General features: G+C 39.1%; 9 protein-coding genes. 8 read left to right on the forward strand and 1 reads right to left on the reverse strand.

Features of this window, described 5'->3' with window-relative positions:
- The first annotated feature begins 762 nt into the window (after nucleotides 1–762).
- A complete protein-coding gene (gene loaP / locus ABH899_RS10395) occupies nucleotides 763–1311 on the forward strand; it encodes an antiterminator LoaP (RefSeq protein ID WP_369995949.1) in 549 nt (182 codons plus the stop codon).
- A gap of 840 nt (nucleotides 1312–2151) precedes the next feature.
- Here the strand turns inward: loaP and ABH899_RS10400 are convergent.
- Nucleotides 2152–2313, reverse strand: coding sequence for a hypothetical protein (locus tag ABH899_RS10400; protein ID WP_369995950.1), 162 nt, complete (start codon nucleotides 2311–2313; stop codon nucleotides 2152–2154).
- Nucleotides 2314–2634: 321 nt separating this feature from the next.
- Between ABH899_RS10400 and ABH899_RS10405 the strand changes: the two genes are divergently transcribed.
- The 7 genes from ABH899_RS10405 to ABH899_RS10435 all read left to right on the forward strand — a co-directional run bounded on the left by ABH899_RS10405 (nucleotide 2635) and on the right by ABH899_RS10435 (nucleotide 14928).
- On the forward strand, nucleotides 2635–3567 hold the full coding sequence (locus ABH899_RS10405) for an ABC transporter ATP-binding protein (RefSeq protein WP_369995951.1): 933 nt from the start codon (nucleotides 2635–2637) through the stop codon (nucleotides 3565–3567).
- Between the two features lie 20 nt (nucleotides 3568–3587).
- On the forward strand, nucleotides 3588–4736 hold the full coding sequence (locus tag ABH899_RS10410) for an ABC transporter permease (protein ID WP_369995952.1): 1149 nt from the start codon (nucleotides 3588–3590) through the stop codon (nucleotides 4734–4736).
- A complete protein-coding gene (locus ABH899_RS10415) occupies nucleotides 4733–5863 on the forward strand; it encodes an ABC transporter permease (RefSeq protein ID WP_369995953.1) in 1131 nt (376 codons plus the stop codon). The genes ABH899_RS10410 and ABH899_RS10415 overlap by 4 nt, the downstream gene beginning before the upstream one ends.
- Nucleotides 5864–5976: 113 nt before the next feature.
- Nucleotides 5977–7044, forward strand: coding sequence for an ACP S-malonyltransferase (locus ABH899_RS10420; protein WP_369995954.1), 1068 nt, complete (start codon nucleotides 5977–5979; stop codon nucleotides 7042–7044).
- Nucleotides 7045–7059: 15 nt separating this feature from the next.
- On the forward strand, nucleotides 7060–8958 hold the full coding sequence (locus ABH899_RS10425; protein WP_369995955.1) for a beta-ketoacyl synthase N-terminal-like domain-containing protein: 1899 nt from the start codon (nucleotides 7060–7062) through the stop codon (nucleotides 8956–8958).
- 34 nt (nucleotides 8959–8992) lie between these two features.
- Nucleotides 8993–10237, forward strand: coding sequence for an ACP S-malonyltransferase (gene fabD / locus ABH899_RS10430; protein WP_369995956.1), 1245 nt, complete (start codon nucleotides 8993–8995; stop codon nucleotides 10235–10237).
- Between the two features lie 20 nt (nucleotides 10238–10257).
- Nucleotides 10258–14928 carry a beta-ketoacyl synthase N-terminal-like domain-containing protein gene (locus ABH899_RS10435; RefSeq protein WP_369995957.1) on the forward strand — a complete coding sequence of 1557 codons (4671 nt, stop codon included), beginning with the start codon at nucleotides 10258–10260 and terminating at the stop codon, nucleotides 14926–14928.
- Nucleotides 14929–14941 lie beyond the last annotated feature (13 nt).

Here is a 14941-nt window from a genome sequence, read left to right on the forward strand (position 1 = left end):
GAGTTTGGGAACTCTGTTCGTTCTAAATTGAAGACTAAGAATAAAGCATTTCTTAGTGCTTTGGTTAAGATAAGTCCCCTGTGTAAGCACTACATGCTTATCCGCATATGTTCTTTAATTAGTAATTGGAAATGAAATAGCCTAAGAGAAGGCAAGGCAGCGTCCTTTACGGTCAGGATAGTGGAATGGTCAAAGGGAATATTATTATAGATAGGGGCGATTTGAACCATGGGCTAATCATATACCAGGTGGATACTTACGATGGGTACAAGAAGGTACTTTCATTCAAATCGAAAGCGGAGATTTGACTATACAGGAAATGGTCGCGTTAGCAAAGTCAATGAAATGATTAATTGGTTGAACTAACGGGAAACGATAGCACCACGACAACAGGCTGCCGAGATCATCGGCAGCCTGTTCAGCTAACGGGTCGTTTACGCAAATGAATACTAGATTTATTATTGCGGTTATCATTGCCATGGTGACTTATATACACGGAGTTGGAGATGAGCCAAAGCAAGTGCAGCCATTGCCGTCACATTTGTGGGTAGAGCAACGACTCTCCAGATTAATTCGACATGGGTACAAAGCGAGAAATCCTTTCTTTACACATGATGTGGTTTTTTCAATTATCTACAATTATTTAATCACACGCAAAATAAAATTCAAGTAACCTTTATTCTACAAAATTTTACAAAATTTTCAGGATAAAGGTTGTATGCTATATCTATGATATTATCCAAATTAAAGGTGGAGAGAAAAATGAAATATTGGTACGCATTATTTGTTGAATCCAATCAGGAAGAAATGGTGCTCAAACATCTTAATCTGCATTTTGACTCCTCCGTTTTAAACGCCTTAGTTCCTAAGCGAAGAGTGCCCGAGAAAAAAAACGGCAAGATTCAACATGTTATAAAGAAACTCTTCCCTGGCTATGTTCTGATCAATTGTAGGTTGACCGACGAAATCTACTATAAAATTAAGAGAATTCCCCGTTGCTACCGTATCGTCCATAATGGAAAGAGCTTTAATAAAGAGGAATGTAAAATAGAGTCTCAAGAAATCGAACCCATTATTAAATTGCTTGGTGATAGAGATACACTGGAGTATTCTAGCGTTTATCTTGTTAATTCAAAAGTACTTGTCACTTCAGGGCCTCTAAGAGGATTAGAAGGAATCATTAAAAAAGTAGATAGCCGTAAAAATAGAGCTAAGATTGCACTGAACTTTTTGGGAAACGAAAAACTGGTAGATGTTGGAGTTGAAATTATTCACAAATTAAATCCACGTTCCTATGAACCTTCAAATTAAAATCCGGCGAAGTCTGCCTCTAGCCCTCGCCGGATTTATATTATAGAAGATTTACTCGGTTTTGAAAGAAATTATCATTGATGATATACGTCAGGTAGGCATTCGTCCATCTGAGACTAAAGTAGCCATAGATGCATTAGCGCGTATGCGTGAAGTGTGATAAAGACTACGGTAAGAAACAAATTTAATTAATATCTAAAGAATATCTAGCGTGGAAAAAACCCGACAACTTGATACCGCCCTATATTTTGATAACTATTGACAAAGTTTATGCACAAGAGTATTATTTTATCATAATATATAGCTTTATAACATATTAATACTATCAATGGTATTGATGAAGATGAATATAACAATACCTGAATGGCAATAATCGATGTTTCGGCACGTTATTGGTCATAAGGTGACATAACAAGTAGCTTGAGTAGTTCGGTGAAAAATATGGCTGGACGAGAGGGCGAAGCTAGGTTTTTTTTTGAAATATGTCGAAAATTATACAATGAGTAATTAGACACAAATACATAAGAGTAAGCGACCTATATATAAATGGATATATAGGTCGCTATTTTTTTGTAGATTGAGTTACACAATGTGGAGCTTGATCAAGTAGATCATTATTGATGGAATTTATTCGAATCTTCTACATTTGAATTAATTGCATAATGCATTGCCTTAAAGAGCAACAGATTAATCCAATCTCATCAACTTCATTTTTGCATACTTAAATGTGTAGTTTGGATACTGTAAAATGATCTCTTTCAATAAATTCCCAGAAGAAAGCAAGCCTCCAAGAGTATACTAACTCGTTGTTCCGACTTCTAAGTGACCTTTAAATCCATACTAAAATAGATTTTTCCCCTCACTACTTTTCTTGATTCCCCACTGAGGATCGATGGGGATTTCGTCTCTTAACGTAAAATAAGTTTCGGTTAGTTGAGCTGCAATCTCTTTTTCGTAGATTGATTTCTGTTCTTCTTCCATTTGCTTTTTTTTTTGAGCCAAGCTTCACGCTCGTGCTTAGGCTTTCTTTTTTTTTGCTTGGCCGGGGCTTGATCTCGTGCTTCGATATGGGTTGCATCTACGGCAATAGTATCGTCTGTAATAAATCCCTCAACAACAGCCTGCTTGAGCATGAGTTCCTGAATGTCTTCGAGAGCTTTACTCTGACTGATCTTTGCTACTAATCGGGAATAAGAAGCTGCCGAAGGAATCGTTTCTGCAAGAGATAGTCCACAATTATATCAAGGACTCAGATTTATTAAATTGATGCATTTACTATGTGGGGGGTAGAACATGACGACCTGTATTATGGAGGATGTGCGTATGATAATCGAAGTTTCAGACGTGGTCAAAAAATACAATAATCTCGATGTGTTGAAAGGGGTTACTCTGAGCATACGTGAAGGTGAAATATTTGGGTTGCTAGGACCGAATGGGGCTGGGAAGTCTACGTTGATGAATACGATATTAGGACTTTTACGTTTTAACAGTGGCTCAGTGAAGATACTCGGCAAAGACTTTTCAACACATGCAACAGAGATTAAACGTAAAATTGGTTACGTTCCTCAGGAAATTGCTGTATTTGAAACGTTAAATGCGATAGATAATGTCACTTATTGGGGCAGATTGTATGGTCTGCGCGGAAATGAGTTAACACAAATGGTTAAGAAGGCACTGGAGTTTACTGGTCTGTGGGACAGAAGGAAATCGAAAGTGAGCACCTTTTCAGGCGGCATGAAGAGAAGACTCAATATTGCTTGTGCGATTGTGCATCAACCGAGTGTTCTATTTATGGACGAACCGACGGTTGGGGTTGATCCACAATCACGCAATCATATCTTGGAATCTATCCGTATAATGAACAAAGAAGGCACGACGGTCATTTATACGACTCACTATATGGAAGAAGTCGAGGCAATCTGTGACCGCGTTGCTATCATGGATTTTGGTCAGTTAATTGCACTTGGGACAATTGACGAATTAATCGCAGACCATATCCATGAACAGTGCCTAAGATTGGAATTCACTGCTGATACAGCGGAATCTGTCAAAGTAATCGAGTCCTTTGATGGAGTTTTGTCCTTTAGTGTTAACGAAGAGATATTAGAAATTAAACTAGACAAAGATGACAGTCGTATTCCTCTTATACTGGAACAATTAATCAAGCAACACTTTAATATAAAATATATGGCAGTAGAAAAACCGAATTTGGAAACTGTTTTCCTCCAATTAACAGGTAAAAAGTTGCGTGATTGAATCGGAAAAGAGGATATGCAATGAATATTTTGTTCCAGATGTTCTATGCGTTTAAACGGATGATCATGAATCCAAAAGCAATTTTGATTAATTTGCTTACTTATGCTATCGTTATTCTCATTTTGGGTTCAGTATTCGGTAGTACATATGATCTACAAAAGTCATTGGGGAAGGTCACAATAGCTTATGCAAACCTTGATTCAGGCAAGTATGGCGCTATTTTTGATGCTGCTTTACATTCAACTGATGTTACTCAGCTTGCGGAACTAAAACCGGTTGCGTCAGTAGATGATGGCAAAGTTCTTATTAATAAGGATGAAGCAGATGCCATTATTTATATTCCTGATAATTTCTCTGACGATGAAGATCTCCCCCATGTCGTCAATGTCTACTTAGCAACAGATTACGGTGTACCTACGCTGGTTGTTAAGAACATTGTAAGTAGCCTAACCAATTTGGTGAATACGTCTAGCGTTATTTATAAGATAACAGGACAAGCAAAAGTCGATGCGTCTGGTTCCGAGCCTCAGAAGAAAAATGAAGAGAATGTCAAAGAACAATCCTTAACAAGTTCAAGTTCGCAAGCGACGACTGCGATGGGGTATTACAGCATAGCGATGATACTGATGCTATTATTATACGGGCAAGAATACGGTATTTTTATGGCGTCTGAAGACTATTTGGGCACTTTAGGTAATCGAATGCGCTTGTCTACTGTAAAACCGCATGTACAATATATTGGCAAAGGACTTGGTTTGTCATTGGTGACATTTTTCCAAGCGGTCATCTTACTCTTGTTTACAAAGTACGTGTATGGTGTGGATTGGGGAAACCATATTATAGTTGTACTTCTTACTTTGTTTATATTATCCATACTCGTTACACTACTTGGGTTGATGCTGGTTATTATTACACGTAGCATTCAAAAAGCACAATCATTATCCAATTTTATAAGTTTGGGGGGGACTTTCATCGTTGGCGGTTTTGTAATCGCGGACTTTGGATCAGTTGCCTATCTTTCACCAAGCTATTACGCTAAGACTGCTCTTTTCAATGTCGTATATGGGAATCAAGTGGAACAGGCACTTATGAATATTGGAATAATGATATTAATTTGTGTCGGATTCGTGCTTGTAAGCCTGGCTGCTTCGAGGAGGACGGTAGAATGACAATATTTCTTAATTGCATTAGACGTTTTTTCCAGAAGGGTTGGAGTTTGTTGTTTATTTTTGTTATACCGATTTTACTGACTGTTTTTTTGATTGTGGTGAAATCTCAGGAAGTTCAATATAAGATCGGGATAATAGATGAAGACAAGACCTTGTTCACTCAAGATTTTATAAAGCAATTGGAGGGGCAGTACAAGATTATCAATCTGACGAGCAATGATGATGTCAAAAGCATGGTTATTAATTCAGAACTAGACGGTGGGTTGCTATTTCAGCAGGGCTTCACTAAAAGCTTGTTGAATGGTGAGGACGTCTCTGTATTAACCTATGATTCAACAGGTACTGACATCTTTGGTCCTGTAAAAGTATATGTGTCAAGCTATGTATCTTCTGCTAAACAAATTGCAAGAGCGTCTGGAGGTGATGAGAAGATTTTTTACCAAGGCATGGACTATTACAAGAACAGCGCGTTTAACGTTACATATGAAAGTGCGCTTAAGTATGCAGGATCAGAACGAGACGTCAGCAATGCGGTAAAATCATTAGGATTTATTGCTAGTGGTATGATATTTCTTATGACATTCTCCACCAGTTTAATCTTACAAGATAAATTATCAGGTGTGTATGATCGTATTGCAGTTACGCCCGTATCAAGATTTAGTTATCTCATACAAAACATGCTGGCATGTTTTGTGATCGCTGCTATTCAATCCGTATTGTTACTGAGCATTATATCTGGCATAGTAGATTTTCCATTTGGGCAGACCTCTCAGCAGAAACAAGAAGTGTTGCTCGTGTGCTTGGCTTTCTCCCTTGTTTGTGTCGCTCTAGGTATAGCAATCAGTAGATTCTCAAACACTAACCTTATGGCCGGTTCGCTCTCGACTTTAATTTACTTTCCTATGCTAATGCTGGGGGGGTGTTTTTGGCCGCGAGAGATTATGCCTAAATTTGCGCAGCAGATCGGAGATTTTTTTCCGACGACATGGTTTTTGCAAGCAGGTAGAGATGTTATAGCCGGGAAAGGTATTGCTGCTGCTTCACAGCAACTGATATATTTGCTTTGCTTTGCAGCTTTACTTATATTTATTTCCTTTATCGTAAGGAATGAAAAGGTAAGGATGTGATATGAACATACAAACAATTGTGGTAGGTCAAAAAATTAAATGATATGCAAAGACAGGTCGTAATCCAATGGATTACGACCTGTCTTAACATCCAAGGAGGGAGTGTTGCGTTTATGTACAACATAGCGATCTTACTGCCAGGCATAGGATCACAATATTTAAAAATGGGAAAATCCATGTATGACAACTATGCATCAGCAAAAAGGGTTTATGATATTGCTGACGAGTGTCTAGGTTATCATCTGCGGGAACGAATTATGTACGGTGATAGGAAGGAATTCGATGATAAAACATTTGTGCCGGCAGCTATTTTGACAACGAGCATTGCGTTTTTCACTGTTTTCCAAGACGTATTTAATATTAAGCCAGCTTATTATGCAGGACACAATATAGGAGAACTGTCGGCATTAGTTTGTTCAGGGGCAGTCGATTTTTCAGATGCACTTAATTTTATTGTAGGACATAGTCAAATTACTCTGTCCCAAAACGATGCATCAAATAAGGAAGAAATATCATTACGGTTACAGGCACTTATTGCAAAACTAACATTAAAAAGGCATGTTGAAAGCGTTATCACCGCTGTAGATGGCAAAATATATACGGACAGTGAAGATATTGTGAGATTAATGTTACAACCTTATACCCAGACACGATGGAAAGATACGATTCGATATATGACGAACCAAGGTATTTATCGCTTCATTGAAATAGGTCCTTCCAACATGTTACGTCATCAGGTTTTAGATGTTGAGCCTGCAGCACGTGTTCTTACGATGGATTATGAAGGCGACCCTTATTATTCCACAGAACTGTTCAAGAAAAGAAAGTTATTTAATAAGACGTATTTGTTGTCAAGGATGTTAGGAGTTGCAGTTAGTGTACCAAACAATAATTGTGACAATATGGATTATCTACAAAATGTCGTTACGCCATACAATCAGTTGAAAGACATCTATGATAAGTACTCGTCCTCCAATCAACAACCTTCCGACTCAGATATGGCAGATGCAAGCCGCTATTTTATGCAATTTATGCATGGAAAAAAGACTGAGGCCAATGAGATAAACCTAAGACTATCCGATCTCCAGGAAGAAACTCTAATCGAAGATGTTGATATGTTCATTGATTTGAGTAAGACCACGTTACTAGCAAAGGGCACACCGGTTAGTGGTATGTCTTAAGGAAGGAGCGACAATATGATAACAACTAAAAAGACGAATGCAATGGACCTCGTTATCTCGATGTTCAAAGACGGAAGAATAGATAAAGCAGAAGCGGGTCAATTATTAAAGGGACTGAATTCGCAAAAGACACCGGTTGCTATAGTTGGAATAGGTTGGAAATCTCCTTTGTCTGACAATTATAACGACATATGGGATGTAATATCAAACAAGCGCACATTAATACAGGCTTGTCCAAAGGATAGAATAACACGCGCCGCGCAATTGTTAGGTGGATTAGATACTGATGAGCGTAATTATCATTATGGTGCCATCTTATCAGATATCGATGAGTTTGATTATGAGTTATTTGGTATATCGCATGAAGATGCTTCATTGATGGAACCTAGCCATAGAATCATGCTTCAAGCTGCGTACCGGGCACTTGAAGATGCGGGTTATCTTGGCACAGACCGCAGAAATGAGATTACAGGGGTGTATATCGCCGCTAATTTTACTGCTAACCAATTAGTTAATTATCTTAAGCATATCGATGATATTAACATGAAATCGTATATGTTGAATTGGACTAGCTTTCTTGCTACACGTCTTTCAAATAAATTTGATTTGCGAGGTCCTTCAACTGTAATTGAGAATAGTTGTGTTAGTGGTGCATTAGCGCTTTATGAGGCTTGCAATTTGCTTGAAATGGGTAAAATTACGTCAGCACTTGTCGGGGGAATCAATATTTCGCATTTGCTTGATCAAAGAATAGTATTGAATGAAGTTTTTCATCATGCGCCGGATATTGCGAGTAAAAGCTTTGATGATGAGCCTGGTGGTAACTATCTAGGAGAAGGAGCAATCGCCTTGTATTTAAAGCCGCTTGATAAGGCGGTGGCGGATCAAGACCGGATACATGGGATTATCCGGGGGATAGATACAAATAACAGTGGTGGGGCGAGCGTTGACTTTCTGCAAACAAGTTCGGAAATGATTACACAAGTCGTACAGGGAGCGCTTAATGATGCGAATCTAAGCGCGGAAGATATTACGTATGTTGACGGTGAAGGGTATTGTGAAAGAATTGAACAAGCGTTAGAAGTTAAAGGATTGATTAATGGCTTTCAAACTTCTACACAGAAAAAACAATATTGTGCACTTGGACTAACGAGTGTGAATTTAGGCTATTCAGAAGCAATGTTAGGTTTGAGTAATGCTGTGTGTTCTGTGCTTGCCTTAAAAAATAAACAGATACCGCCTGTCTATAAATTTGATACCCCTTCCTCCTATTTGGATTTAATCAATTCGCCATTTTATATAAACGACAAATTAAAAGACTGGGAGGTTGAGGAAGGGAAAAAACGTATCGTTGCATCGTTTTCTAGTGGATATGGCGGAGGGAATGCACTTACCATATATGAAGAGTATATTCCTGATGAACAGAATTTACAGCCATGGATTAAAGACTGCTATTTATTTTGTATTTCGGGGCACACGCTTGTTTCCTTGCAACAGACAATCAGCAAATTTACGGAATTTGTAAAGCAATATAAGGATACGGAGACGGCTAACGCGCTTGATTTTTCCTATACGGTTCTAGCACGTCGGCAGCATTATAGTCCGTACCGCCTAGCGGTTGTTTACCGTACATTTGATGACCTCTATGATACTTTAAGCCAATGGATTGCTCAAAACAGATCCAGTCAAGATATTTACTATGATGAGAAAAGAAGAAAGAGCGTTGCAGAAAATCGTGATGTAGAGCAAGGCATGCTATCTTCTTTTGCCGGGTATGATATGCATGAAATAGCTGAGTATTATGTGAACGGTTATACCATTGATTTTAATAGGTTGTTTCATGACGAACAACCCAGATTGATTGATGTTCCAGGTTACTGTTTTACACAATCGAAATGTTGGATAGGAGGGTAGATTAGGGCGTTGATGAACGGTCTAATCAATTAAAATGATGAGAAAAGCATTCTATTTTCCGGGACAAGGTTCACAGTATGTTGGCATGGGAAAAACACTATGTGAAAATTCTAAAATCGCTTCAGATGTATTTGCGGAAGCGAGTGATGCATTGTCATTTGATCTAAAGAAGTTGTGTTTTGAAAGTGATCAAACGAATTTAACATTAACACAGAATGCCCAACCTGCGATTTTAACAACAAGTGTAGCCATGTATCGTGTACTGATGGATAGGCACATGATTAAACCCGACTTAATGGCCGGACATAGTTTAGGTGAGATTACTGCACTCACTTGCGCAGGTGCCATCGATTTTGCTGATGCGGTCAGAATTGTGCGTAAACGGGGAGAGTTGATGCAAGAAGCGATTGCACCGGAAGCAGGTTGCATGGTGTCAGTGATGATGCGTGATGTGGAGAAACTTGAGCATATTTGTCATTCGGTTACTCAATCAAACGAAGTGGTAAGTATCTCAAATTATAATTCACGCACGCAAACCGTTATTTCTGGACATCGTAAAGCTGTTGATAAGGTTGTAAATTTACTGAATGAAGAGGGGCTAAAATCTGTTTATCTCAATGTAAGCGCTCCATTTCACTGTAGCATTATGCAACCGGTTGCAACGCTTTTTGAAGAAGAACTTAAAAAATACCGGTTTACAAATTTTACGATACCTGTTCTTTCTAACGTCACAGCTAAGCCTTACCTGGGCAGCGAGGATATCATTCCTAATCTTACAGCGCAAATTTACTCACCTGTTCGCTGGGTAGACTGCATGCTCTATGCTAAAAAATATATGATCCAATATGGCGTTGAAGTAGGTCCGGGACATGTACTTAAGAACTTGATGAATAACATTTTCGGTGACACGCCTATATTTGCGTATGACCATACTAATGATATCGAAAAACTTGAAAAACACATTCAGAATACTGCTATTCCGTTTTTGTCCAGAAGTTTAGGTATTTTTGCGGCTACCCGTAACAATAATTGGGATAGTGAACAATACCAACGAGGGGTTATTGAACCCTATAACAAGTTAAATGCACTTCAGAGCGAGATTGAAAATGAAGGAAGAACGGCTACTGAAGATGAGATGCAACAGGCTATTACGATGCTGCTAACGATGTTCAAAACGAAACAAACAAGCCGGGAAGAACAGATCGCAAGATTAAAAGAGTTATTCAGAGATTCCAATACAGAAACCATTTTCGAGCATTTTGATTACAATGCAATTTAACAAAAGAAGGGGGCTATCCAGTGGATTTGAATATGATTAAGCAAATACCGTATTCGCTATCCGATTCCGATTGTCATGAACCTTCTGCTCAAGATATAGCGATCATTGGTTTACATGCAAAAGTTGGAAAAGCCAACAATGTTAATGAGTTTTGGGATTATATCCGCGATGGGATGGACTTGATCACTGATTTTCCGCAACAACGGTATCAGGATGCGGTTCGATCCTATCAGTACATGCAACAGAAGGAAATGCCTGAAAGTTTAGGGCAATGTGCTTATATGGAACGAATCGATTTATTCGATCCAAGTGTATTTAATATCTCACCTCGGGAAGCTGAATTCATGGATCCAGCGCAACGTATGTTTTTGGAGTCGGCTTGGACAGCACTTGAGGATGCCGGTTATGGTGGCGGTCGTTTAAAAGGCAGTCCGACAGGTGTGTTTTTAGGCTATACAAGTCCGCCTGATTCCTACCGTTCGTTGCTGAAAGAGAATGAAGCGCATACGCACGGAATTTCAGTTTCTGGAAATGTGGATGCCATTATCGCTAGTAGAATTAGCTACATATTAAATCTAAAAGGACCTGCAGTTAATATTGATACGACTTGCTCATCCTCTTTGGTAGCTGTGCATATGGCTTGTGAGCAAATCATGAATGGTAGCATTACAATGGCGATTGCGGGTTCTGTTCGCTTCAGAATAACACCCGCACCACAAGTGATTGAGAACAAGATGGGTATTGAATCTTCTTCTTCGAGAACGAAGACGTTTAACTATGATGCAGACGGTACAGGCACAGGAGAAGGTGTTATATGTTTTATCCTGAAGTCGTTACGCGATGCGGTCCGCGACCGCGATAATATTTATGCGGTTATTAAAGGGGGAAGTATCAACCAAGACGGAGCTTCGATCGGCATTACTGCACCAAATGCTGAGGCTCAAGAATCTGTCATAAGAGGCGCATGGAAAGACGCTCGAATCAATCCTGAGACGATATCCTATATTGAAGCGCATGGTACAGCAACAAAACTTGGCGATCCTGTTGAAATTAACGGTATAGAACGTGCGTTCAGCCGAGTGACGGACAAGAAACAATTCTGTGCAATCGGATCTGTAAAGAGTAACGTGGGTCACCTTGATAGTGCAGCAGGAGCGGTAGGGCTACTTAAAGCAGTTTTAATGCTAAAGCATAAGCAATTACCTCCAACGCTTCACTTCACAGCACCTAACCAAAAGATTAATTTTTCATCATCTCCTCTTTATGTTAATGATAAGTTATGTGATTGGGAGCCGACGCATTACCCAAGACGATGTGGCGTTAGTTCCTTCGGCATGAGCGGGACAAACTGCCATATCATCTTAGAAGAAGCCCCCCAAGTAGATAGTGTACTATATAGTCCCAAACAGTCTCGGATATTTACAGTTTCAGCCAAAGATGAACAGACTGTTCGCCGTTACATTGAGCTGTATAAGGAATACTTAACGCAAATGCCAAACTGCAATCTTGATGATTTATGCTATACCGCCAATGTCGGGAGAGTTCATTTTGAATGTCGTTTTGCGATGATTCTTCATTCTCCGGATGATCTTTTTGCGATTAGTTTCACACAGCATACTAACGATAACCGATATGTTTATGGCGAACATAAAATAACGGATTCCGATATTACGGATGGATATATTCACCGCAATACAGTGCAATTACTTTCGCAAAAAGCTGCTGAAATAACGCAACAAATTATCCATGAGTCGGATGGAGGGCAACATAAGGAGTTATTAAATGCATTAATTGCACTATATGTCCAAGGTGCGACTGTTGACTGGGATCAATTATATGGAAGAGAAGAACGACGTAAATTGAGCATCCCTACTTATCCGTTCGATCACAAAAGATATTGGGTTTCGTTACCGTCTAAACAAGAAAAAGAATTAGTTGAATCTCGCAAAGAGAATCTTCATCCATTAGTTCATACATGTGTGTTAGATACCCATCGTATGCATGTATATATGACAAAGATGAATGTTGAACAATGTTGGGAATTAAAATGTCATATGATAAATGGTGTTCATGTTTTACCCGGCACTGTTTTTTTTGAAATGGCAGTATTCGTAAGCACTCGGTATTTAAAACATGCTCAATTTGATATTGAAAATCTATTATATTGTGTTCCATTTGCTTGTGGCCGGCATGAAACTCGTACGATTCATACCATCATAAGGGAGGAGCATGATGGCATTTCGGTAAATTGCTTTAGTAAAAACGATAAGGAATCTGAATGGATCCATCATTTAGAAGTATCAGTGCGCAAAAGAAAACATGCCCCTCCTAAAAATAGGTCAATTGATATCACTTCGATTATAGCTCGTTGTGAGGTAATGGATAAGCATACATCATTGGTACCTAAATCAATTGTAGAAATTACAGGTAATAAGTGGAACAATCTATCGGCGCTTTATAAAAATGATAAAGAACTTTTACTTTGTTTCTCAGTTGATAAAAGCTTACTAACAGAAGTGGATCAATATATACTGTTTCCGTCTTTACTAGATCCGGCAATTAATTCTGGAAATTTGATTATTAATGATGTGTTTTTGCCGTTCTCCTGTGAACAAGCGCGCTTCTACCAACCTCTTCCGCCTAGGATGTATAGCTATATTAAACTAAAAGAGCAAGAACGTGTAACTCAGGAGTTTGCGGCTTTTGACATCACGCTACTGGACGAGGATTTTCATATCATTGGGGAGCTGAACAATTATGTTATTAAAAAAATCCATGACGAGAAGAACTTTATGAAGTCCTCCCAACATCAGTATAGAACGACACACTGGATTGCTTGTTCTGACCCCATTGATAAAGCGGTGAATGTTGTGAAGGAAGACGATTGCATACTCGTAATGTATCGTCAAGGGCAACTCAATTCATCTCTGATGCTGCAGATGCGTCAGTACTTTGGAGAGCGGATAATAGCTGTAGAGTTAAGAGAGGCATGTGATTTTGATACCATTCTATCTTCATTGGCGAAGGAGAATATTAAATATATTGTTCATATGGCTTCGCTTATTCATGAAGAGATGCAAACAGGATCACAGCTTATAACAGAGATGGAGTTGCTCTTCAAAAGCACATTTAATCTGATAAAAGCATTACTTAACCAAGATGTTCGTCATTCAATAAACTTGGTTATATACACCTCAAATGCAACGAAAGTAACCGGTGAGGAAGAATGGATTCAACCGTTGAGCTACGGATTGAGTGGTATGGTCAATACGATCGGCAGAGAGTATGCGAACATAAAGACACGCGTAATAGATATTGATAACGATACGTCTGCAGACGTTCTAATCGAAGACATGCTTAGCAATGAATCGTTGCATGCGGTGTCCTATCGAAAAAATGTTAAGTATATGCAACAACTTAACAATGTCACACATGGAACAGCCCTTAATGATGAACAAATGACGTTAGTCGATAACGGGGTTTATATCATCACAGGTGGGTTAGGTGGCATGGGGTTAGCCATTTCCCAATACTTATTCCGCCTTAATCCAACTATTCATATCGTGTTGCTTAACAGGACCTATTCAAGAGATACATTTTCGCTTCTATCGGAGCCTATTGATCCAATTCTGCGTAAGAAACTGGAGCAGGTACAAAGCCTTTGGTCTCAAGGATACTCATTGGATATTATGCAGGTTGATATTGCTGACTATATACAAATGGATGATGCATTACAGCAATTACGAGATGCACATGGAGCGGTCCGCGGGATAATACATGCTGCCGGTATTGCTGGAGATGGTTTCATTATGAATAAGACATGGCAAACGTATGAATCCGTCTTAAGACCGAAAATTGCCGGAACCTGGGTATTGCATGAACTGACGCGCAATGATCCTTTAAGCTTTTTTGTGATGTGTTCTTCTTACGTCTCCATATTTGGTGCAGCAGGACAAAGTGATTATGTCGCTGCGAATGCGTTTCTGGATAGTTTTTCATATTACCGCCGTACATTAGGGTTGCCTAGTTTGACAATTAACTGGACAGGGTGGCGTGAATCAGGGATGGCGGCAGTAAGTGGTATACGCGAAGAAGGGCCGTATGTGCGATTCCTTAATGATGAAGAAGGAGCCGCCGCGTTCTGGCATGCCTTAAAAACAAAGCTGCCACAGGTACTGATCGGAGATATTGATTATAAAGCTTTAGAAATGGAACATGACAATCTTATCATCAGTTTGTTTGAGAATAGTAGCAATCATAGAGGTAACGATCAGAGTCATTGGAGTAAGGGGACTAGCCCCGAGGATAAAGAGATCGTTGTGATCGGGAAAAGTATGAGCGATATTACGGATATTGAAAGAAATGTAATCTACGCTTGGTCACAAACTCTCGGCAATGATGAAGTAGATATCCATGCTAAATTTTTTGAGTCGGGTGGCAATTCATTGCTTGCTGCATATCTTCAAAAAGAACTGGATAAGTTCTATCCCGGTATCATCGTGATTACGGATATGTTTGTATATTCTACAGTAGTAGAAATCGCGCAATATATTGAGACAAAGACAACGAAGAGTAACAAGATAACAATTAAGAAAGAAAGTAGTAATAACATACAGGATATGGTAGATCAATTCGTTGCAGGTGATATGAATATGGAGCAGGTGCTAGCGTTACTTGATAAGGACAATTAAAAGGAGGGATTTA

The organism is Paenibacillus sp. RC84 (genome assembly GCF_041260495.1).
Classification (GTDB): Bacteria; Bacillota; Bacilli; order Paenibacillales; family NBRC-103111; genus Paenibacillus_F.